This window comes from Pseudomonas sp. GD03842, assembly GCF_029841165.1.
Lineage (GTDB): Bacteria > Pseudomonadota > Gammaproteobacteria > Pseudomonadales > Pseudomonadaceae > Aquipseudomonas.
Genome location: NZ_JAOCEA010000009.1, coordinates 88,521 through 110,494, shown reverse-complemented (window position 1 = coordinate 110,494; position 21,974 = coordinate 88,521). Strand labels below are relative to the sequence as shown.

22 protein-coding genes are annotated in these 21,974 nt (G+C 59.4%); 9 read left to right on the top strand and 13 right to left on the bottom strand.

The features are described from left to right. Positions 1-61 precede the first annotated feature (61 nt). From N5D61_RS14615 to N5D61_RS14600, 4 genes are all read right to left on the bottom strand, one after another. Positions 62-829: a helix-turn-helix transcriptional regulator gene (locus tag N5D61_RS14615; RefSeq protein WP_279893348.1), complete on the bottom strand. Its 768-nt coding sequence runs from the start codon at positions 827-829 to the stop codon at positions 62-64. 111 nt (positions 830-940) lie between these two features. Continuing rightward, the gene (locus N5D61_RS14610) at positions 941-1,426 is read right to left on the bottom strand and encodes a GNAT family N-acetyltransferase (RefSeq protein ID WP_279893347.1); all 486 of its coding nucleotides are present in this window, start codon (positions 1,424-1,426) and stop codon (positions 941-943) included. A gap of 226 nt (positions 1,427-1,652) precedes the next feature. Next, positions 1,653-3,824, bottom strand: coding sequence for a TonB-dependent siderophore receptor (locus N5D61_RS14605; protein WP_279893346.1), 2,172 nt, complete (start codon positions 3,822-3,824; stop codon positions 1,653-1,655). 188 nt (positions 3,825-4,012) lie between these two features. Beyond that, positions 4,013-5,008 (bottom strand): alpha/beta hydrolase, encoded by a 996-nt coding sequence (locus N5D61_RS14600; RefSeq protein ID WP_279893345.1) that lies wholly within the window; start codon positions 5,006-5,008, stop codon positions 4,013-4,015. Between the two features lie 160 nt (positions 5,009-5,168). Between N5D61_RS14600 and N5D61_RS14595 the strand changes: the two genes are divergently transcribed. The 3 genes from N5D61_RS14595 to tsaA all read left to right on the top strand — a co-directional run bounded on the left by N5D61_RS14595 (position 5,169) and on the right by tsaA (position 7,129). After that, positions 5,169-5,879 carry an rRNA pseudouridine synthase gene (locus N5D61_RS14595; RefSeq protein WP_279893344.1) on the top strand — a complete coding sequence of 237 codons (711 nt, stop codon included), beginning with the start codon at positions 5,169-5,171 and terminating at the stop codon, positions 5,877-5,879. Between the two features lie 67 nt (positions 5,880-5,946). After that, a complete protein-coding gene (locus tag N5D61_RS14590; RefSeq protein WP_279893343.1) occupies positions 5,947-6,408 on the top strand; it encodes a DUF1456 family protein in 462 nt (153 codons plus the stop codon). A 16-nt stretch (positions 6,409-6,424) separates the two neighbouring features. Next, on the top strand, positions 6,425-7,129 hold the full coding sequence (gene tsaA, locus N5D61_RS14585) for a tRNA (N6-threonylcarbamoyladenosine(37)-N6)-methyltransferase TrmO (RefSeq protein ID WP_279893342.1): 705 nt from the start codon (positions 6,425-6,427) through the stop codon (positions 7,127-7,129). Between the two features lie 247 nt (positions 7,130-7,376). On the opposite strand, the gene fpr is transcribed toward tsaA, so the two are convergent. Then, the gene (gene fpr, locus N5D61_RS14580) at positions 7,377-8,156 is read right to left on the bottom strand and encodes a ferredoxin-NADP reductase (protein ID WP_003184787.1); all 780 of its coding nucleotides are present in this window, start codon (positions 8,154-8,156) and stop codon (positions 7,377-7,379) included. Positions 8,157-8,278: 122 nt separating this feature from the next. Between fpr and N5D61_RS14575 the strand changes: the two genes are divergently transcribed. Then, on the top strand, positions 8,279-9,205 hold the full coding sequence (locus N5D61_RS14575) for a LysR family transcriptional regulator (protein WP_108235722.1): 927 nt from the start codon (positions 8,279-8,281) through the stop codon (positions 9,203-9,205). 73 nt (positions 9,206-9,278) lie between these two features. On the opposite strand, the gene N5D61_RS14570 is transcribed toward N5D61_RS14575, so the two are convergent. Both N5D61_RS14570 and erdR read right to left on the bottom strand, forming a co-directional pair. Then, a complete protein-coding gene (locus tag N5D61_RS14570) occupies positions 9,279-9,647 on the bottom strand; it encodes a diacylglycerol kinase (protein WP_108235723.1) in 369 nt (122 codons plus the stop codon). Positions 9,648-9,744: 97 nt separating this feature from the next. Next, entirely contained in the window at positions 9,745-10,395 is a 651-nt protein-coding gene (gene erdR / locus N5D61_RS14565; protein ID WP_108236034.1) for a response regulator transcription factor ErdR, read from the bottom strand. A gap of 225 nt (positions 10,396-10,620) precedes the next feature. Here erdR and N5D61_RS14560 point away from each other — a divergent pair, with 225 nt between their 5' ends. Continuing rightward, positions 10,621-11,499, top strand: coding sequence for a DMT family transporter (locus N5D61_RS14560; RefSeq protein ID WP_279893341.1), 879 nt, complete (start codon positions 10,621-10,623; stop codon positions 11,497-11,499). 62 nt (positions 11,500-11,561) lie between these two features. Here the strand turns inward: N5D61_RS14560 and N5D61_RS14555 are convergent, their stop codons facing one another. After that, a complete protein-coding gene (locus tag N5D61_RS14555; protein ID WP_279893340.1) occupies positions 11,562-12,272 on the bottom strand; it encodes a DTW domain-containing protein in 711 nt (236 codons plus the stop codon). Between the two features lie 219 nt (positions 12,273-12,491). On the opposite strand from N5D61_RS14555, the gene N5D61_RS14550 reads away from it, so the two are divergent. Both N5D61_RS14550 and N5D61_RS14545 read left to right on the top strand, forming a co-directional pair. Beyond that, on the top strand, positions 12,492-12,917 hold the full coding sequence (locus tag N5D61_RS14550) for a PA3611 family quorum-sensing-regulated virulence factor (RefSeq protein ID WP_108235726.1): 426 nt from the start codon (positions 12,492-12,494) through the stop codon (positions 12,915-12,917). A 451-nt stretch (positions 12,918-13,368) separates the two neighbouring features. After that, positions 13,369-14,484 carry an LOG family protein gene (locus tag N5D61_RS14545; RefSeq protein ID WP_108235727.1) on the top strand — a complete coding sequence of 372 codons (1,116 nt, stop codon included), beginning with the start codon at positions 13,369-13,371 and terminating at the stop codon, positions 14,482-14,484. A gap of 89 nt (positions 14,485-14,573) precedes the next feature. Here the strand turns inward: N5D61_RS14545 and recX are convergent, their stop codons facing one another. The 4 genes from recX to N5D61_RS14525 form a co-directional block, all read right to left on the bottom strand. Further along, positions 14,574-15,044, bottom strand: coding sequence for a recombination regulator RecX (recX, locus tag N5D61_RS14540; RefSeq protein ID WP_108235728.1), 471 nt, complete (start codon positions 15,042-15,044; stop codon positions 14,574-14,576). An 8-nt stretch (positions 15,045-15,052) separates the two neighbouring features. Next, positions 15,053-16,114 carry a recombinase RecA gene (gene recA / locus N5D61_RS14535; RefSeq protein ID WP_108235729.1) on the bottom strand — a complete coding sequence of 354 codons (1,062 nt, stop codon included), beginning with the start codon at positions 16,112-16,114 and terminating at the stop codon, positions 15,053-15,055. 85 nt (positions 16,115-16,199) lie between these two features. Then, entirely contained in the window at positions 16,200-16,700 is a 501-nt protein-coding gene (locus N5D61_RS14530; protein WP_279893339.1) for a CinA family protein, read from the bottom strand. A gap of 97 nt (positions 16,701-16,797) precedes the next feature. Then, the gene (locus N5D61_RS14525) at positions 16,798-16,929 is read right to left on the bottom strand and encodes a hypothetical protein (protein WP_279893338.1); all 132 of its coding nucleotides are present in this window, start codon (positions 16,927-16,929) and stop codon (positions 16,798-16,800) included. A gap of 264 nt (positions 16,930-17,193) precedes the next feature. Between N5D61_RS14525 and mutS the strand changes: the two genes are divergently transcribed. Further along, positions 17,194-19,761 (top strand): DNA mismatch repair protein MutS, encoded by a 2,568-nt coding sequence (gene mutS / locus N5D61_RS14520; protein ID WP_279893404.1) that lies wholly within the window; start codon positions 17,194-17,196, stop codon positions 19,759-19,761. 225 nt (positions 19,762-19,986) lie between these two features. Continuing rightward, complete coding sequence (fdxA, locus tag N5D61_RS14515) at positions 19,987-20,310, top strand: ferredoxin FdxA (RefSeq protein ID WP_108235733.1); 324 nt, start codon at positions 19,987-19,989, stop codon at positions 20,308-20,310. A 575-nt stretch (positions 20,311-20,885) separates the two neighbouring features. Here the strand turns inward: fdxA and rpoS are convergent. Next, complete coding sequence (gene rpoS, locus N5D61_RS14510; RefSeq protein WP_279893337.1) at positions 20,886-21,890, bottom strand: RNA polymerase sigma factor RpoS; 1,005 nt, start codon at positions 21,888-21,890, stop codon at positions 20,886-20,888. Positions 21,891-21,974 lie beyond the last annotated feature (84 nt).

Sequence of the window (21,974 nt, the reverse complement as noted above, 5' to 3'; positions counted from 1 at the left end):
GCGCAGGATAACAAAGCTGGCGCCATGCGGGCGGCTGACAGACAACCGGAGTCAGGTCATATCACAGGGCATATGTGCCGGGTGTGGCCCCGAACTGCGCGCTGAAGGCTGTGATGAAGGTGCTGACGCTGTCATAGCCCAGACGTTGCGCCACGCGGTTGACGCTATCGCCGTGGGCCAACAACTCCACCGCTCGCTTCATCCGCGCGACGATTCGCCATTGCACCAACGACATACCGGTCTCTGCCCGAAAATGCCGGGTCAGACCGCGCCGCGACATTCCCACGCGTCGTGCCCAGTCGTCGAGGCTGGTCTTGTCGGCCGGGTCCGCGACGATGGTCAGGGTCATGCCCACCAAATGGGGGCTGCTCGGCATGGGTAAAAACAGCGGCTGAGCGGGAGATATCTTCAATTCGTCGAACAGGACATCCAGGTGCCGGTTCTGGGGCGCAGAGAGTTCGCCAGGCTGCTCGCACCATTGCGCAATACGTTCCAGAAGCGCGCTGGACAGAGGCGTCATGTCGAACACCGTCGGGGTTGTCGGAAACAACGGGCACAGATCGGGACGCAGGTAGATCATGCAACCGGTAGCAGCATTATGGACGCGCGCTGCATGGGCCACCCCCGGGGGAATCCAGCCGATGCGCCGAGCAGGGACGACCCAACTGCCCGTATCCAGTTCAGCGGTGATCACACCCTGTCGAACAGCCCACAACTGCCCTTCGCGGTAACGGTGCAGCCGGTCATCGAGAGCCGACTGCACAGGCCCTGTGATGAGCAAGGGCCTTCCATCCTCAAGGCGGCGTTGCAACGGGTACTGTGCTGGCATGGCCCGATTCCCCAGTCGAGTGGCCTGCCCACGTTAGCAAGCCAATGGTTGCCGATGCCAGCGTTGTTGACGCCACTGTTCGGCAAACGCGTCGCCAGCCACGAACCGCTGTCAGTGCAGAGACGTCGTCGACAATTCGCGCTCCATGTACAGGCTACGCAGAAAGATGCCACTGGGGTGTTCATAATGTTCGTCCCGTATCGCGACGAATCCCATCGCGCGATAAAAGTCGGCGGCATTCAACGAAGCGTAGAGGTGGAGCCGGGTGAAATGCTCCTCGGCGGCGATGCCCTCCAAGCCTTCCATCAAACGCCTGCCTATGCCCTTGCCCGCTAGCACAGGCTCGACGAACAGAGCGATCACCTCGCCCGTCTGTCGATCCAGAATACCGTAGCCCAGACGTTGCCCGTCTTCTTCGGCGATCAAGGCGCAGTGGGTAGCAAGCAAGCGTAGATAGGATTGCGGGGGCGGCGACTCGCTCCATGCCTCGATCTGTTCGGGCGAATAGTGACCGGCACACAACTGTCGCACTGCCCGCGTGCGCAGCGACCACAGATTGGGGATGTCAGAAACAGAGCCTGGTTTGAGTTCGATCATGTTGCGTTTCCGTCAGAAGCATACGCACGAACACCTTTGTTCGTGCACGACCTATAAACGCCGACACGACAGAATGCGCCTTTCCACGCGTGGCCGGAAGGTGCGAGGCGTGCTGCAGTCGGCAGGTTTGGGGCCCTGCTTTTCGTGAAATGCCCAAGAACGAATAGCGCCTGGGCGAGCAAGCTCGCCTCACAACAGCTTGCACACGAGCACTGAAACGCGTCACTCAAAAGCTCACCGTCGCCGAAAGCCGCGCGGTGCGTGGCGCGCCGAGGAATAGGTAGTCGTCGCCCAGGTATTCGCCGACGTCGCGCCAGTAGCGTTTATCGAACAGGTTGTCGACGGTCAGGCGAAATACGGTGTCGTAGCCGTCGATGCGAGTGGTGTAACGACTGCCTGCATTGAACACTGTGTAGTCATCGACTTTGACCGAACCTTCGCGGTTGGCGTATTTGCTGGCGCTGTATTGCATGCCGCCCAGTAACGCCAAACCTGGAATCGGCAGGCTGTAGTCCGCCGACAGGCTGCCGCGGTATTTGGGCACGTTGATCGCTTGATGGTCTTCATAAGCTGCGGTGCCACTGTTCTCCACCCGCGCCTTGATCGCTGCGACGCTGGCAGCGATCTGCAACTGCGAGGTGAGCCAACCGTTGGCGCTGAGCTCCAGCCCGGTGTTCTTTTGCTGACCTTGCTGGACGAAGGTGAGGGAGCCGTCATCACCCGGCTTCGAATATTGATAAGCCTGTCGGGTTTGAAACAGCGCAGCAGTAAAGCTCATGCGGCGCCAGTCGTATTTGACGCCTGCCTCCAACTGGCGGGAAAGCGTCGGCGCGAGAATTTCAGTGGCGTTGGTATCGAATACCGATGCCGTGCCCCCTTGAGAAATCCCTTTGCTGTATTGGGTGTACAGCGAAAGGTCGTCAACCGGTTTGTAGATCAGCGCCGCTTGGGGGAGAAAAATGGAACGCTCGGTGTGGCGATTGTCACTGCCATCTTCGTTGTAGGCTTTTTCATCAAGGCGCACCTGCCGGCCGCCGAGCACGGTCTGCCAGTGCTCGTCGAAGCGAATGCTGTCAGTGACGAACAGCCCGTACTGGCGGCTGTCCAGACGCCTTTCGGTATGCCCTGCCGGACGCTCCGACGGTGCAAACGTCGGCGGAGGTTGCCCGATGTTCCCCGATCCAACGTACTCGCTGAAATAAGGCCGGGTATCAACGGTTCTACGCCAGGCACTGGTACCGAACGTCACCTCGTGCTCAAGCCCACCGGTCTTGAAGAGGCCGGTCATCGTGGCTTCGACTTCATCGTTGCGACGGGTGTCGTCGGGGCTGCGGAAGTCGTAGATGTCGTAACCGCCGTCCGTGTTGAAATGCCCGGTAACCGGTGTGGCCGGGCAATCTGACTGGTAGTAACACCCATAGGCGAAGGCACTGTAATCATCGATCACCACACGGCTGCGCGAGGCGCTGAGGCTGGCCTTCCAGTCATCGCTGAACCGGTATTCGTAACGACCGCTCATGTTGAGCGAGTCGATCCCCACCGGATTCGACCAACGTTGATACCCCAGCAGCTTTCGCGGTGAGGCGTCGTGAGGCAGCTCCGTACCGCCGATCAGTTGATAGCCGGGTACCGAACGCTGCTCCTTGGTCTGGTATTCGACATCCAACTGCAAGGTAGACCGATCGTCGATGTTCCAGTCGAAGGCCAGGGAGGCGAAGTCTCGCTGACCATCGGCGTGCTCGACGTAGGAGCGGATATCCTCGTGGGCGACATTGGCCCGCAGGCCGAACTGCTTTTCACTGCCGAACCAGCCGCCGACATCGGTGGCGATGTAGCGTTCTCCGTGCTCGTTGGTGGAGACCGTCACCGAGCGCACGTCTTGCGGTCGCTTGGTTTTGTAATTGACCACCCCTGCGGGTTCCGAAACGCCACTCTGCAAGCCGGACAGTCCCTTGAGGAGTTCGACCTGTTCCTTGTTCTCCAGCGCGACGTTCTGCTCGCCGGTGATGCTGCGGCCATTGATCCGGTAACTGTTGGCCGCGTTGAGGGAAAAACCCCGCACGACAAAGTTTTCGTAATAGCCCACCGGGGCGTAGCTATCCCCCACCGAGCCGTCGTTGCGCAGGACCTCGCTGAGCAGCTTTGCCTGCTGATCCTTCAGGCGAGCTTCGCCGAATACGGAAATCGAAGCGGGCGTGTCACGCAACGGCCGCTCATTGAAGCCACCGACCGAGGCACTGTCCGCCTGATAAACCGACAACGCATCGCCTGAGACCTCCACCGCATCCAGCGTCAACGGTTCCGCTTCCTGAGCGGCGAGCCATGGCGAAGCGAAAGCCATGCTCAACGGCAGCAGACGGCGAGACAGGCCGCTTGCCGGTCGGATCGAAGTGGTCATCGACAGTGACGCTCCAGAGAGGATTTCGTGGGCGCACTTTGTACGTTCTGCACAGTTTTTTTACAACTGCGCCCTGCCCTCCCTGTACGTATGAAAACGCTCGACACTCAGTCGTCCGCATGTCGCCACTTGACGCATAGGCTGTCAGCCGCTCGATGCGGAAGAGGCTCCGCGCTGTCCTGATCGCGTTAGCGTTCGAGGCTTTCGAGCAAGACGCGATTGAACTGCTGCGGGTCCTGAATCGGCGGCGCATGGCCCAGCCCTGCAAATTCGATGAGGGTCGCCTGAGGTATGCGCCGGGCAACGGCCTTTCCGAGTTCCGGATAATTGCCCAAGGTCTTGCGAAGTGCTTCAGGAGCCGCGTCCTTGGCGATGGCAGTGTTGTCTTTCTGACCGATGAACAGCACGGTCGGCATCTTCAGCTTCTCGAAGTCATAGAACACAGGCTGATTGAAGATCATGCCGTAGGTCTGCGCCGATGCGCGGGCCACTTCTTCCTTGCCCTTGCCGTTGAACATGCCCGCCTGCATGTCGACCCAACGATCGAATTCCGGGCGCCACTCGTTGGCGTAGTACGTCGATTGCTGATACTTGCGAATGCTCTGGGCACTGGTCTTCAACTCGCGTGCGTACCACTCCTCGAAGCTGCGGTCCGGAACGCCCTTGGCCTTCCAGTCTTCAAGGCCGATGGGGTTGACGAGCAGCAACTGGTCGACCTTGTCCGGGTACATCAGGGCAAACCGAGTGGCCAGCATGCCGCCCATGGAATGACCGATCACCGTCACATGATCAATACCCAGATGGGTCAGCAGCGCCTCGGTATTTTGCGCCAGTTGTTCGAAGGTGTACGAGTAATCGGCAGGCTTGCTGGAGCGGCAGAAGCCGATCTGGTCCGGCGCTACGACGCGGTATCCCGCCGCCGTCAGCGCCTTGATGCTGCCCTCCCATGTGGCCCCGCAGAAATTCTTGCCATGCAGCATCACCACGCTGCGACCGTTCGGCGCGCCGCTGGGCTTGATGTCCATGTAGCCCATTTGCACGGGCTTGCCCTGGGATTCGAAGCTGAAATTCTGCGCCAGGAACGGGTATTGAAAACCTTCCAGTTGCGGCCCATAGGACGGCGCCTGAGCCGCCAGTAAAGGCAGGCTGACGCTCATCAGCAATGCGGGTAGCCATTTGGTCATGAGAATGCTCCGGACAAGGTAGGAATCAAGAGCAGACATGAGTCGCCCCTGGAAAATCCCTCGAATGGAGGCCCATCGGCCGGTCATTTTCAATGTTGCCGCGATTAACGGTGGATGCATGGGTACAATAGGCACCTTTTCCTTCCCCACGGCTTTTCTCATGACTGACCCCGTTCGCCTTTCCAAACGCCTCATCGAACTCGTCGGCTGCTCCCGCCGCGAGGCCGAGCTGTTCATCGAGGGGGGTTGGGTCACCGTGGATGGCGTTGTGATCGACGAGCCGCAGTTCAAAGTCGATAAACAAGCCGTTGCGCTGATGCCCGGCGCACGTGCCGAAAAACCGGAGGCGGTGACCCTCCTACTTAACGTGCCTGTCGGCATGAGCGCTGAAGCGGCCCTGCAGCTTGTTTCCCCGGCCTCTCTTTCGGCGGAGCACAGCGCTGGCACGCGCCCGCTCAAGGGCCACTTCCTCAGGCAGGAAGCGATTTCGACCCTCCAGGCCAACGCCAGCGGGCTGATGGTGTTCAGCCAGGACTGGAAAGTTCTGCGCAAACTCACCGACGACCGCAGCAAGATCGAACAGGAATATGTCGTGGAGGTCGACGGCCAGATGGCGCCTCATGGTCTCAATCGCCTGAACCACGGCCTGATGCATAAGGGCAAGGAATTGCCTAAAGTCAAAGCCAGTTGGCAGAACGAGACGCGCCTGCGCTTTGCCATGAAGAATCCACAGCCCGGCGTCATCGCCCAGCTTTGCGAAGCGGTGGGGCTCAAGATCCTCTCCATGCGGCGGATTCGGGTCGGCGGCGTGTCCATCGGCAAAGTGCCCGAGGGACAATGGCGCTATATGACCGACAAGGAAAAGTTTTAACCCCCCGCTTTGGGCACGGCGCACTGGGTTGCGCGTGCTTGCACCGATTGATCAGGACACATGCATCATGATGAACAACGACGTACTGCGCAGCATTCGCTATACGCTGGATATCAGCGATGGCAAGTTGGCGGACATCATCCGACTCGGCGGCCTTGAAACCACCAAGGCACAGGTCATCGCCTACACGAAAAAGGAAGAAGAGGACGGCTTCGAGCCGTGCAGCGACGAAGTCCTGGCGTACTTCCTCGACGGGCTGGTGTTCTTCAAGCGGGGCAAGGATGAAACCCGTCCCTCGCTGCCGATCGAGCTGCCCATGACCAACAACATCATCCTCAAGAAACTGCGGGTGGCGTTCGAGCTCAAGGAAGAAGACTTGCTCGCCATCCTTCAGGCGTCCGATTTTCCCATCTCCAAACCCGAGCTCAGCGCGTTGTTCCGCAAACCGGGCCACAACAACTACCGGCCTTGTGGCGAACAACTGCTGCGCAACTTCCTGCGTGGCCTGACCCTGCGCATTCGCGGTTGAATCTTTCGGCCTTGAGATGAACCAGACCTACAGCGTCTCACCCATTGGTTTCGTCCGCTCCTGCTTCAAGGAAAAGTTCGCCATCCCCCGCCAACCGAGCCTGGCACCGGCGGCCCGCGGCGTTCTTGAACTGGTGGCGCCTTTCGATCAAGGCGAGGCGGTGCAAGGGCTGGAACATGTCAGTCATGTCTGGCTGCTGTTCCTGTTCCACGAAGCGCTGGAGGCCACCCCTCGCCTCAAGGTGCGCCCTCCGCGCCTGGGCGGGAATCAGGCCATGGGGGTGTTCGCCACCCGCGCCACCCACCGACCCAATGGGATCGGTCAATCCGTGGTCAAGCTGGAGAGGGTCGAGCCCGATCGCCTGTGGCTGTCGGGGATCGACTTACTGGACGGCACCCCCGTGCTGGACGTCAAACCTTATGTGCCCTACGCCGACATCATTCCTGAGGCACGCAATGACATGGCGGCGGCGGCGCCTGAACTCATCCCGGTCGCATGGGGCGACGCCGCTCTGCAACAGGCGCGGGACCATGCGTTGCGCTTGAACGAGCCGTTGGTCGAACTGATCGAACAGTGCCTGGCCCAGGACCCCCGGCCCGCCTATCAGCAACCCGCACCCGATCGACGCTATGGGGCACGGTTCTGGGATGTGGATGTGCGCTGGCATTATCCGCAAGCCGGGCAAATCAGGGTGCTTGAGGTGGTTCTCTCCGAAAGCTAGACCGGCACAGAGCTTTGGCTTCTTCCAATGGTCTGAGCCGGTTCGCTGAAGCCAGGCGCGCGACCCTTTTTCCGCCGACAAAAAAACCGCCTGGTCCGTGACCTCCAGGCGGTTTTTTTCAGACCTCGGGAAACCGGTGCCTGTACTGACTCAATCGCGGGCAACCGGCCCGCGCATTCACTGAGCGAGGCGGTCGTCCACGACGGGGTCGGATTCGAAGCCTGCTCTTGCCGGCAGGCAGGGGGGATTACTTCTCGACGAACGCGCGCTCGATCAGGTAATCACCCGGCTCGCGCATACGGGGCGAAACGGTCAGACCGAAGCTGTTCAGCACCTCGCTGGTTTCGTCGAGCATGCTCGGGCTGCCGCACAGCATGGCGCGGTCATCCTGAGGGTTGATCGGCGGCAGCCCGATGTCGCGGAACAACTTTCCGCTGCGCATCAGGTCCGTCAGACGGCCTTCGTTTTCGAACGGCTCGCGAGTGACGGTCGGGTAGTAGATCAGCTTGTCGCGCAGGGCTTCGCCGAAGAATTCGTTCTGCGGCAGGTGTTCGGTGATGAATTCGCGATACGCGACCTCATTCACGTACCGCACGCCGTGGCACAGGATGACCTTTTCGAAACGCTCATAGGTTTCCGGGTCCTGGATGACACTCATGAAGGGGGCCAGGCCCGTGCCAGTGCTCAGCAGATACAGGTGCTTGCCAGGCTTGAGGTCGTCCAGCACCAGGGTGCCGGTCGGCTTTTTGCTGATGATGATCTCGTCGCCTTCCTTGAGGTGTTGCAGCTGGGACGTCAGCGGGCCATCCGGCACCTTGATGCTGAAGAACTCCAGGTGCTCTTCCCAGTTCGGGCTGGCGATGGAGTAGGCACGCATGAGCGGGCGCCCGTTTGGCTGCTGCAGACCGATCATGACGAACTGACCGTTCTCGAAACGCAGGCCTGGATCACGGGTGCACTTGAAACTGAAGAGTGTGTCGTTCCAGTGATGAACGCTGAGGACACGCTCGTGATTCATGTTGCTCATGGTACGTGGGAACTCCTGAAAATTTGCATGCGCCAGTGAAAGCGCCATTGCGCGACATTCTAGTGGCAGACACAATATCTGTTAACTGAATTATCAAGATATGGGTTATCGGTTATATAGATATGCGATTTACTCTCCGCCAGTTGCAGGTTTTCGTCGCCGTCGCCCAGCAGGAAAGCGTTTCCAGGGCAGCCGTGCAGCTGTCTTTGTCGCAATCTGCGGCCAGCACGTCATTGACCGAACTCGAGCGGCAATCCAGTTGCCAACTGTTCGATCGTGCGGGTAAACGGCTGAGCCTGAACGCCACCGGCCGCCAGCTGTTGCCGCAGGCCGTTGCCCTTCTCGATCAGGCCAAGGAAATCGAAGACCTGCTCAATGGCAAGTCAGGATTCGGCTCGCTGGCCGTGGGCGCTACGCTGACCATCGGCAACTACCTGGCGACCTTGCTGATTGGCAACTTCATGCAGCGCCATCCCGAAAGCCATGTGAAGTTACATGTGCAAAACACGGCCAACATCGTTCAGCAGGTGGCGCACTACGAGATCGACCTGGGGTTGATCGAGGGCGACTGCGGCCACCCCGACATCGAAGTGCAGACTTGGGTCGAGGACGAGCTGGTCGTGTTCTGCGCGCCCCAGCATCCGCTCGCCAAGCGCGGCCAGGCCACATTGCAGGAGCTGACCCACGAGGCGTGGATTCTCAGGGAACAGGGATCCGGCACGCGACTGACCTTCGACCAGGCGATGCGGCACCATCTCAACAGCCTGAACGTGCGCCTGGAGCTGGAGCACACCGAAGCGATCAAACGCGCGGTGGAGTCGGGTCTGGGGATTGGCTGCATTTCCCGGCTGGCGTTGCGCGATGCCTTTCGCCGAGGGAGCCTGGTGGCCGTGGAAACGCCGGAGCTGGACCTGACGCGGCAGTTTTACTTCATCTGGCACAAGCAGAAGTACCAGACCAACGCCATTCGCGAATTTCTCGAACTGTGCCGGTCATTGACGGCAGGTGTGCGCCGCAGCGACGAGATCGTGCTGCCGAGCATTGCCTGACGTCAAGCGCACCGGGGTTCGCATCGCGCGTGCCTACTCAACCGCCATAGGGCAGCGCATTCCGCACCGAGCCTTACCCCAACAGAATCAGTGCCCAGACCACTGCAATCATGCTCAGCGCCACGAATTGGGCAGCGCTGCCCATGTCTTTGGCATTCTTGGACAGCGGGTGCCGGTCGAGGGAGATCCGGTCGATCGCCGCTTCAATCGCCGAATTCAGCAACTCCACGATCAACGCCAGCAGACAAACAGCGACCAGGATCGCCCGCTCTGCGCGGCTGACGTGGAACAGAAACGACACGGGAATCAGGATGACGTTGAGGAGGACCAATTGGCGAAAAGCCGCCTCGCCTTGGAAGGCCGCCTTCAAACCGTCGAGTGAATAGCCGGAAGCGTTAAGGATACGTTTGAGGCCGGTCTGGCCCTTGAAAGGCGACGTCATAAAGAAACTACTGAAAATGAAAGGGGTGGAGGCTAGTGCAACAGCGGTCAAAAAAGTGTGAAGAGCCGCCGATGTAAGCCCGGAAAATGCGCCGGGCTCAGCCAGTCGGCGAAATCGACTCAAGCTGCTGCAGCAACAGCGCAGCCTGCGTTCGGGTGCGCACGTTGAGTTTACGGAAGATCGCCGTCACATGGGCCTTGATCGTGGCTTCCGAGACATTCAGTTCGTATGCGATCTGTTTGTTGAGCAGGCCTTCACAGACCATGGTCAGAACGCGGAACTGCTGAGGCGTAAGGCTCGCCAGGCCTTCGCTGGCCGCCTTGGCCTCGGCCGACACGCTGATACGCTCATTGACCTGCGCCGGCCACCACACATCCCCGTTCAAGACCTTGCGCACCGCCTCCTGAATGGTTTCCAGCGAGCTGGACTTCGGGATGAAGCCACTGGCGCCGAACTCGCGAGATTTGACCACCACCGACGCCTCTTCCTGCGCCGACACCATCATGACCGGGACCTGAGGGTATTGACCGCGCAGCAACACCAATCCCGAAAAACCGTAGGCGCCCGGCATGTTGAGATCCAGAAGGACCAGATCCCAGTCCGACTTCTGCGTCAGCCGGTCTTCCAGATCGGCAATGCTCTCGGCCTCGGCCAAGCGGACATCGGGTCCCAGGCCCAGGCTCAAAGCCTGACGCAACGCGCCACGAAAAAGGGGATGGTCATCGGCGATCAGGATTTCGTAGGTCATGTCATGATCCTGTTGATGAATGAGCGCGGAGGCGTTCGGCGCTCGCGAGGGCATTTGGATGCCGGCCTCCACGATGCGTCAATCTGACGCAAACCCTCGTGCCGATGCAGACAGATGGCGGCGTTCAGGCATTCTCGCGGCGCCAAGAATGCCCAGCGAAGGCGGGGTGGTCAAGCCTGCCGCTTTGCGGCAAAGTTCGCGGCCCCGATAACGCCGAGGCCCATCATGCGAAAACACGCCCTGCGAGCAGACCTGCTCATGCTGCTCACCGCCTTTATCTGGGGCAGCGGCTTCGTCGCGCAGACCGCCGGTATGGACCATGTCGGTCCCTACCTGTATTCCGGGCTGCGTTTCGCATTGGGCTCGATCTGCCTGTTGCCATTGATGCTGCGCCGGCCGGGCAACGCAGCGCGCACTGAACCACTGTTCACTCCGGGCCTGTTGCGAGGCGGTGTGGTGATGGGAGTCGCCTTGGCGCTGGGCATCAATCTGCAGCAAGTCGGCCTGCTGTTCACCAGCGTCACCCACTCAGGCTTCATCACCGGGCTGTACGTGATTGTAGTTCCGCTTCTGGGCCTGTTGCTCGGCCACAAGACTGGAATGGGCACCTGGCTCGGCTGCCTGCTGGCGGTGTCGGGGATGTTCTTGCTCAGCGTGGGCGACCACTTCGAAGTGTCACGCGGCGACTGGCTGCAACTGATAGGCGCCTTTGTCTGGGGCGGGCATGTGATCCTGGTCAGCCTATTCGCTGGACGGCACGATCCGATCCGCCTGGCATTTCTGCAGTTCGTGACATGTTCGGTGGTGAGCCTGATTCTGGCACTGATCTTCGAGCCGATCATCCTCCGGGCGATCATCGCCGCCGGCCCTGCCCTGCTCTACGGCGGCGTGGTCGCTGTGGGCATTGGATACACCTTGCAAGTCGTCGCACAAAAAGACGCGATTGCCTCCCATGCGGCGATCATCCTGTCCCTGGAAGCTGTGTTCGCTGCCATCGTCGGCGCTTGGATTCTCGGCGAAGCCCTGCAGTTGCGCGGGTACATCGGCTGCACGCTGATGCTGGCCGGGATGCTGTTGGCGCAACTGTGGCCGCGCAAAGCATAGGGCTGGGGAAAGGTTCGGGTGTCGCGAAGTGCGGCATGCGCAGGCGTTTCCCCCGGCAGTATTTATAGAAACGCCGTCAAATACCGGTGCGCTGCGTCATTCGGATCAATCGGTAACTGATACTTGGCCCCCAGGTAGTGGGCGCTGAAGACATCCAGGTAGGCGTCCAGTACGGCTGCCGCCTGCTGATCGCCCGCCAGCTCCAGGCACAACGCGGCGACTTCCGCGGTACAGAAGTGATCGTCGCGTTTGGAACGGCGCAAGCGATAGCGGGACATCTGCTCGGGCGCCAGACTGAGCACCGGCAGCCGATCCAGATACGGGCTCTTGCGAAACATCTTGCGGGCTTCCGGCCAGGTCGCGTCGAGCAAAATGAAGAGCGGTCGTTTGCCGGGCGCCAGTTGCACTTCGCTGACCACCCGCTCATCTGCCACGAACTCACCGGGAAACACGATGTAAGGCTGCCATTGAGGGTCTTCCAGCAGCGCTGGCAGCTTCGCGTCCACCTCGGTCCGAGACCAACCGAACGCCTCGGTGTCCCGAATGACGTCGGCGATCAGCCAGCCTGTGTTGGTCGGTTTGAGCGGTTCGGTGTCATGCATCAGCAGACAGACCGCCGACTTTGCCTCGACCGTTGGCCGCCATTGGCAAAGGCAGTAGCTTTCGATGACCCGACAGCCTGGGCATCTCGGAGCACGTGCCCCTCGGGCGATAAAGGGTTTCGTGCTGCGAGCCAGTCGTTCGGCGCGCAGGCGCGAGACGGCATGGCTCATGGGGCAATTCCCCCAGGCACGGGAACGGAGCGACGATAAGGCAACAGCAAGACGAACATCCGGCAGTGGAAAAGTCGGCGCAGTCTACCAGAGGTGCCCGGTTCACTGGTGTCCGCCAAGGCGACTCACCTATACTGCTCGGCCTTGAAAGTCCCAGTCATCGGTGAACGCCCGTGCCGGCCACCGGTCCAACGACGTTCACTGCCCCAGGAGAATCCAATGCTGCGCCTCATCGCCCCCGCCCTCACGCTTTTGCTCGTCGCTCCGCTGTGCGCCCAAGCGGCATCCAAGCAGGACTACGAACTGAATAAAGAGCTGGAACAAGTCGCGGCGAAAAGCAACGTCGGCAAACCGAACGCCATCAGCGAAGACATCCTTGACGAAGGCTACACCGTCAATGGTCGCATCCTGATCAACCACCTCAGCGTGCAGGCCGGGCAAGCGCAGCAGATGCGGGACAACCCCGAGCTGATGGGTCGCCAATTGGGCACCAGCGTGTGCCGCAATCCTGGCTTCCGCCAATTGCTGGCCAAGGGCGCGGTGTTACGTTACGAGTTCAGGGAATACAAGACCAATCGCCCGATCACCACTCAGCAACTGACCGCTGCCGACTGCGCTGCGCAGCAACCTGCCAAGAAGAAGTAAACCAGTCCCCCAAGCGGCGGCTGCGTCATTTCCAGCGCGCAGCCCTTGTCGCTTGAGCGCCCCTACCGATCAATCTGTCGTCGTTGGCCACCGCCATCAGTCAATCGACCCCTCTGGCCACATTGCGATCGCCTGAACGTGCAACATTCATAGCGATGTGCAAAGAGCCGTTGCCAGCCAAAGGCATCGGGCACATCATCAAGCCATGAAGTTTTCAGCGAACAGTCACGTTTCGTCACGCATCCAAGGCAAAGGGGGGTTGCCTGTCGTTGTCTTTACGATCAATGTTTTCTTTCCAACCAAGGACATAAGCAGAATCAGCGTGGCGTATCTTTTATCGCCACCCCGTATCTGTAGCGCGCCTGCAAAGGCGATCGGCAGCGACGCATGAAGCGTCGTGATCCTGTGATGAATGCCAGGGTCGATGATTCTGCACAAGGAGAAAGTCTGAATGCCTTACGTACCCAACGACGCGCTGTCGCGTCACTTTCAAAGCAATGGGCTGGACCTCACACGCCAGGTCGAAGCACAGCTCGCGCTCCTCGCCCCTGACAGCCCTAACCTTCCGCTCTACCGCGACATGATGCTGACCGTGCTGCGCATGGCTCAGGACGATCGAAATCGCTGGAATGCGAAAATCGTTCTGCAAGCGTTACGCGAACTGGACAACGCGTTCCGGGTGCTCGAACAGTTCCGTGGCCGTCGCAAGGTCACGGTCTTCGGATCGGCACGGACACCCATCGAGCACCCCCTGTACGCGCTCGCCCGCGAGCTGGGAATGAAGCTCGCGGCCTCCGACCTGATGGTCATCACCGGTGCCGGTGGTGGGATCATGGCGGCCGCGCACGAAGGCGCAGGGTTGGATCACAGCTTGGGCTTCAATATCACCCTGCCCTTCGAACAACACGCCAATGCCACCGTCGACGGCACCGGCAACCTGCTGCCCTTCCATTTCTTCTTCACGCGCAAATTGTTCTTCGTCAAGGAGGCGGATGCGCTAGTACTGTGCCCTGGCGGTTTCGGTACGCTGGACGAGGCGTTGGAGGTGCTGACCTTGATCCAGACAGGAAAAAGCCCCCTGGTTCCCATCGTCCTGCTGGATACACCGGAGGGGACCTTCTGGGAGGGTGCGCTGAATTTCATCAAGCAGGAGCTGGAAGGCAACCGCTACATTTTGCCTACTGACCTGAACCTGCTGAAACTGGTGCACAGCGCTGATGAAGCGGTCGATGAGATCAACCACTTCTACAGCAACTTCCATTCGAGCCGCTGGTTGAAAAACACGTTCGTGATTCGCATGCATCACGCGCTTAGCGAGACCGCCTTACTGAACCTGCAGCGGGGGTTTGCCGATGTGTGCCTGAGCGAGGACTTCAAGCAATACAGCCATCAAGATGAATACGATGATGAGCAGTTCAGCCATCTCACCCGCTTGGCGTTCAAGTTCAATGGACGCGACCACGGTCGACTGCGTGCCTTGGTCGACTACCTCAACCAAAGCGAAAACTGGGCGAAACCTTTACAGCCTCCAACCGCTCGTGAGCGGGAGACACTGAATACCAACTGAAGCTTGCTTATGACAGCAAGAGATGCCGGGGCAGCGAGCGATCAATCCGCCGCTGCTGTCGGCCTTCTTGCCGAAGGTGCGAACCACCGTCAGTCGTCGTAAGCGCCTTTGCCACTCAGCAACCGGCCGATCAGTTCAGGAGGAAACCCTCGATAGCTCAAAAAGCGCATTTGCTGCCCTCGCTCACGGGCATCTTTCGGAAATTGCCCAGAGAACTTGCGCCGCCAGGACTCTTCCAGTTTTTCCCGCCAGTCGATACCGCACTCGCGAAGCGCCTGTTCGATGTCCGAACGTTGCAGCCCTCTTTGCCCGAGCTCTTCGCGAATGCGCAAAGGCCCATACCCTGAGCGGGCACGATACGAAACAAAGCTTTCAAGGTATCGAGATTCAGAAAGCAGCCCTTCTTCCGTCAAGCGGTCAAGAGCAGCCTCTATCAATTCAGGAGGAGCGCCGCGCTGACGCAGTTTGCGCGTCAGCTCGACTCGACCATGCTCGCGACGCGCGAGCAGGTCCATTGCAGTACGCCGAACAGCGACGGGCGTATCCAGTTCTAGCGGCATGACTTCGATCAGATGTCGGCGTCTTCGACTTCGGCCACATCATCTTCGGCAACGCGAGACGATTGAGCTTTGACACCTGGCGAGGTGGCCAGCAATTTTTCTCGGATCTGCTTCTCCAGAGTCGCACCGATTTCCGGATTGTCTTGAAGGAACTTCGCCGAGTTAGCCTTACCTTGACCGATCTTATTGCCCTGATAGCTGTACCAGGCACCGGATTTTTCCAGCAAGCCATGCAGCACGCCCAGATCGATGATCTCGCCGTTGCGGTAGATGCCCTTGCCGTAAAGGATCTGGAATTCAGCCTGACGGAACGGAGGTGATACCTTGTTTTTTACGACCTTGACGCGGGTTTCACTGCCGACCACCTCGTCACCGTCCTTGACCGCACCTGTACGGCGAATGTCCAGGCGGACCGAGGCATAGAACTTCAGCGCGTTACCACCGGTAGTGGTTTCCGGGCTGCCGAACATGACGCCGATCTTCATGCGGATCTGGTTGATGAAGATGACCAGGCAGTTGGCGTTCTTGATGTTACCGGTGATCTTACGCAGTGCCTGCGACATCAGACGGGCCTGGAGGCCGACGTGCATGTCGCCCATTTCACCCTCGATCTCGGCTTTCGGAACCAGCGCAGCCACGGAGTCGACGACGATCACGTCGATGGCATTGGAGCGCACCAGCATGTCGGTGATTTCCAGGGCCTGCTCACCGGTGTCGGGCTGCGAGACGAGCAAGTCATCGACGTTGACACCCAGCTTGCCGGCGTACTCCGGATCAAGGGCGTGCTCGGCGTCGACGAATGCACAAGTCGCGCCCTGCTTCTGAGCTTCAGCGATGACCGATAGGGTCATGGTGGTTTTACCGGAAGACTCAGGACCGTAGATCTCGACGATCCGGCCTTTTGGCAGGCCGCCAATACCCAGCGCGATGTCGAGCCCCAGAGAGCCGGTGGAAATAGCGGGAATAGCCTGGCGGTCATGGTCGCCCATGCGCATGACAGCGCCTTTGCCGAACTGACGTTCGATCTGACCCAAGGCCGCAGCCAAGGCTTTCTTCTTGTTGTCGTCCATTGAAGTCCTCTCGTGATCGGTTAGGCCTCACGGCCGATTTAACTGTATAAGTGAACAGTATTATTCCACAGGGTTGAGCGCGCGCCTACCCCTGATTCGGTATTTCTCCACGAGTGAGCCGGATCAGCCCCTCTAGCGCGGCCTTCACCGTTTGTCGGCGTACGGCATCGCGATCACCGTCGAACTGGTAACGGTGCGCGAACCGATGTTCGGCAGCGGCCCAGCAAACCCAAACGGTGCCCACCGGCTTCTGCGCCGAACCACCGTCAGGACCCGCTACGCCGCTGACGGCGACCGAGAATTTCGCGTCGCTCCTGGCCTGAGCACCTCGGGCCATGGCCTCGACCACCTCCCGGCTGACCGCACCGACCTGATCGAAGAGAACCGGGGAGACGTCCAGTTGTCGGGTCTTCTGACGATTGGAATACGTCACGTATCCGGCCTCGAACCAGGCCGAACTGCCCGGGATGCGAGTGATGGCTTCGGCAATCCCTCCACCGGTACAGGACTCGGCGGTGCTGACCTGAGCCTGGACGGCGAGAAGACGCTCACCCAGGGTTTGAGCCAGTTGAGTTAGGTCGTCCACAAAATGCACTCCGCTTGATTCGGACAATGAGCACACGCTACACGAGCGTGACCGATGCGCAAGGCGAAGCGCGGCTTGCCCACAGCCGCGCTTCTGTTTATCTGGATGGTTTCTTTTCGGGGCAGGGCTTCTTGACCGTCTCGATGACGGTCTCTCGAAGCCGCTGCCGTGCTTCGTCGAGGGTAATGAAGCGCCCGTTGGTCGAATCCCTTGCACGTTTGCGTCGCATGTAAAAGTCCTTTTTATCGATAGGCGTACCCGGAATCGGGCAGCTGCTGCACAGCCTAGACAGCTCTTGGCGTCTTGTGTCGATCTGGAAACGAACCGTGACGAATCTGCGCACTCGGCGGCCGGCAAACGCGCGTGGTAACCTTGCGCCCATCGCAAAAGCAATCGGATCTGACGTCGGCTCACGTAGGTGGGGCTCCACGCAGCGTCCTCCATTTGCCCCAATCTTCTAACGAATTTGCCTAAGCCACTGATGAATAAAGCAATTTCCGATCTCTCTTCGCACACCCCCATGATGCAACAATATTGGAAGCTGAAGAATCAGTATCCAGACCAGTTGATGTTCTACCGCATGGGCGACTTCTACGAGATTTTCTACGAGGACGCGAAAAAAGCCGCCAAGCTGCTGGACATCACCCTCACTGCGCGCGGACAGTCGGCAGGGCAGAGCATTCCGATGTGTGGCATTCCGTACCATGCGGCGGAGGGCTATCTGGCCAAGCTGGTGAAACTGGGCGAGTCAGTGGTCATCTGTGAGCAGATCGGCGATCCGGCGACCAGCAAAGGGCCTGTGGAACGTCAGGTGGTGCGCATCATTACGCCGGGGACGGTCAGCGACGAAGCGCTGCTCGATGAGCGTCGTGACAACCTGATCGCCGCCGTACTGGGGGACGAACGCCTGTTCGGCCTGGCAGTTCTGGACATCACCAGTGGTAATTTCACGGTGCAGGAAATCAAAGGCTGGGAAAACCTGCTGGCCGAGCTGGACCGGTTGAACCCTGCAGAGCTATTGATTCCGGACGACTGGCCGCAAGGCCTCCCGGCCGAGAAGCGCCGTGGTTCGCGCCGCCGCGCGCCGTGGGATTTCGAGCGCGATTCGGCGCACAAAAGCCTTTGCCAGCAGTTCGCGACCCAGGACCTCAAGGGGTTCGGTTGCGAGACTCTGACTCTCGCCATCGGCGCCGCGGGCTGCCTGCTGGGCTATGCCAAGGAAACCCAGCGCACCGCCCTGCCTCACTTGCGCAGCCTGCGCCACGAACGCATGGATGACACCGTCATCCTCGACGGTGCCAGCCGCCGAAATCTGGAACTGGACACCAACTTGTCGGGCGGTCGGGACAACACGTTGCAATCGGTCATGGACCGCTGTCAGACCGCGATGGCCACGCGGCTATTGACCCGTTGGTTGAACCGGCCGCTGCGCGATTTGAAGGTGTTGCAGGCGCGTCAGGAATCGATCAGTTGCTTCCTGGAGCGCTATCGCTTCGAGAGCCTCCAGCCACAGCTCAAGGAAATCGGCGACATCGAGCGGATTCTGGCGCGGATCGGGTTGCGTAATGCCCGCCCTCGTGACTTCGCACGCTTGCGTGACGCCCTCGGTGCGCTCCCGGAGCTGCAGCGGGCATTGAGCGAACTCGAAGCGCCCCACATTCAGCAACTGGCCAAAACTGCCAGCACCTACCCGGAACTGGCGGATCTGCTGCAGCGGGCAATCATTGATAACCCGCCTGCGGTCATTCGCGATGGCGGCGTATTGAAGACCGGTTACGACGCCGAACTCGATGAGTTGCTGTCGCTGAGCGAAAACGCTGGGCAATTTCTCATCGATCTCGAAGCCCGCGAGAAGGCCCGGACGGGGCTCGCCAATCTCAAGGTCGGCTACAACCGCGTCCACGGCTATTTCATTGAGTTGCCCAGCAAGCAGGCTGAGCAAGCGCCTGCCGACTACATCCGGCGCCAAACCCTCAAGGGCGCCGAGCGCTTCATCACCCCGGAGCTGAAAGAGTTCGAGGACAAGGCGCTTTCTGCGAAAAGCCGCGCGCTGGCGCGGGAGAAGATGCTGTACGAACAGTTGCTCGAAGACCTCATCAACCATCTGGCCCCCCTGCAGGACACCGCGGCCGCCCTGGCAGAGCTCGATGTGCTGAGCAACCTGGCCGAGCGGGCGCTGAACCTGGACCTCAATCGTCCGCAGTTTACCGACGAACCTTGCATGCGCATCGAGCAAGGACGCCACCCGGTGGTCGAGCAAGTGCTGTCTTCGCCCTTTGTGGCCAACGATCTGGACCTGAACGACAACACGCGCATGCTAGTGATCACCGGTCCGAACATGGGCGGTAAATCCACCTACATGCGTCAGACCGCACTGATCGTATTGCTCGCTCATATCGGCAGTTTCGTGCCTGCCGCCCGTTGCGAGTTGTCATTGGTGGACCGCATCTTCACCCGGATCGGTTCCAGCGATGATCTGGCCGGTGGCCGCTCGACTTTTATGGTGGAGATGAGCGAGACGGCCAATATCCTGCACAACGCCACGGACAAAAGCCTGGTGCTGATGGACGAGGTCGGACGCGGCACCAGTACGTTCGACGGCCTTTCGCTGGCCTGGGCTGCGGCAGAATGTCTCGCCCAGTTGCGCGCTTATACCCTGTTCGCTACACACTACTTCGAATTGACCGTACTGCCGGAAACCGAGCCGCTGGTGGCCAACGTGCACCTGAACGCGACCGAGCACAACGAACGTATCGTGTTTCTGCACCGGGTGTTACCAGGCCCGGCCAGCCAGAGCTATGGCCTCGCCGTCGCCCAGTTGGCAGGGGTTCCAGGCAAGGTGATCAGCCGGGCCAAGGAACATTTGCAGCGTCTGGAAACCACCAGCCTTCCGCACGAAACGCCTAAACCGAAGCCAGGTAAGGCAGCCGTACCGCAGCAGGCAGACCTGTTCGCCACACTGCCTCACCCTGTGCTGGAAGAACTGTCGAAGCTCAAGATCGATGACATGACCCCGCGTCAAGCAATCGAATGGTTATATGGACTGCAAAACCGGATCTAACGGTATCTGTAACAAGCTGATAGAATCCCGCGCGGTTTGGGAACGGTGAGGCCATCAGCCTGGCCTAAACATCCGAGCCGCGCTTGAACACCGCGAACCGATGCCACATCGTTCTGCCTCTCGGCATGGACTGTGCAGTCGGTGTTCAGAATGGCCGGGACGTTCCCGACTGAGCAACCCTGACGTGAGGGGCTCTGCTGCCGCCGCCTGAGGAGAAAATTAGAAATGACCTTCGTCGTCACCGACAACTGCATCAAGTGCAAGTACACCGACTGCGTAGAAGTCTGTCCGGTGGACTGCTTCTACGAAGGCCCGAACTTCCTGGTGATTCACCCGGATGAGTGCATTGACTGCGCACTGTGCGAGCCTGAATGCCCTGCGCAAGCGATCTTCTCGGAAGACGAGATCCCTGCCGGCATGGAGAACTTCATCGAGCTGAACGCCGAACTCGCGGACATCTGGCCGAACATCACCGAGCGCAAAGACGCACTGCCAGATGCTGAAGAATGGGATGGCAAGCCAGGCAAGATCGCCGACTTGGAGCGTTGATTCCAGGTTGGGAAACGCAAAAAGGCCTCTCGAGGCCTTTTTGCATTTCTGGTACCACGCCCGCTTGGGTGACGCGGATGAAAAAAGGGGCGGGATAGCCCCGCCCACATTTTTTCCTTAATCCCTTTAGTCCTTTGTCATCATCCTGATGAATCGCGTCCTGCGATGTCCCTGAAGCAGTCTTCCTTGACCGCCTGCGCCAATCCGTCGGCACAGTTCTGATATTAGTGATTTACCGGACCAGTGCAATAGCGCGGAATTTTCAAAAAGTTTAAGGCGCTTTAAGTTTTACCAGAATAAAACCCATGAATTTCAATAGGATAAACTTAATCTCTGTGCGTAGCGCACATTAACCATTCGTAATAAGCAGGATTTCCGACATCATCTGTACGCAATGTCCTACAACCGAAGTTAGTGAAAATGACCGCTGAGCAAGAAATTAAAACCGACATCTACAGAACAGGTTTTAAGCCTGGCGTTAACGACATTTGACTCACATCACGGACACGAAAAGGCCCCGACTGACGGGGCCCATAGTTGACGTCATAGACGATTAGCGATGCCGCAAACGGCAATTACTGAAACAGAGACTCGCTCGAAAGACCGTTCTTCTCGAGGATTTCCCGCAGTCGTTTCAACCCCTCGACCTGAATTTGCCGAACGCGCTCTCGCGTCAGGCCTATCTCGAGCCCGACGTCTTCCAGCGTACTGCTTTCATGGCCTCGCAGGCCGAAGCGCCGCACGACCACTTCACGCTGCTTGTCGGTCAGTTCCGATAGCCATTGATCGATGCTCTGGGAAAGGTCGTCGTCTTGCAGCAGTTCACAGGGATCGGTTGGACGATCGTCGGTCAATGTGTCGAGCAACGTCTTGTCGGAATCCGGCCCGAGCGACACGTCCACGGAGGACACCCGCTCGTTGAGACCGAGCATGCGCTTGACCTCGCACACAGGCTTCTCAAGGAGATTGGCGATCTCTTCAGGGGACGGTTCATGATCGAGTTTTTGCGTCAATTCTCGCGCGGCGCGCAGGTAGACGTTCAACTCCTTGACGACGTGAATCGGCAAGCGGATGGTCCGCGTCTGATTCATGATGGCGCGTTCGATGGTCTGGCGGATCCACCACGTCGCATAGGTAGAGAAACGGAAGCCACGTTCAGGATCGAATTTTTCGACCGCCCGGATCAGGCCCAGGTTGCCCTCTTCGATCAGGTCCAGCAACGACAAGCCACGGTTGACATACCGCCGAGCGATTTTCACCACCAGCCGCAAGTTGCTCTCAATCATGCGTTTGCGCCCGGCCGGATCGCCCTTCTGCGACAAACGCGCAAAATGCACTTCTTCTTCCGGGGACAGAAGGGGAGAAAAACCGATTTCGTTGAGGTACAGCTGCGTGGCGTCCAGCGCCCGCGTGTAGTCGATGTATTTATGCTGCTTGAGTGTTGTGGAGTTCTTGATCTTCGAACGAACGGAAGGTGTTGCTGGCTTCTCATCCGTTGCAGAATCCAGGACGATCCCATGCTCCATCAGAAGCACTTCATCGTCTATGTCAAACTCCGGCACTTCTTTGTTGAGAGCCATTGTTGTAGTCCTTTCATGAGTTCGACCTCAAGCTCCAGTGGCGCCCTTTTCCCTGGCATCACTTGAGCCTGTCCCCTCTACGGC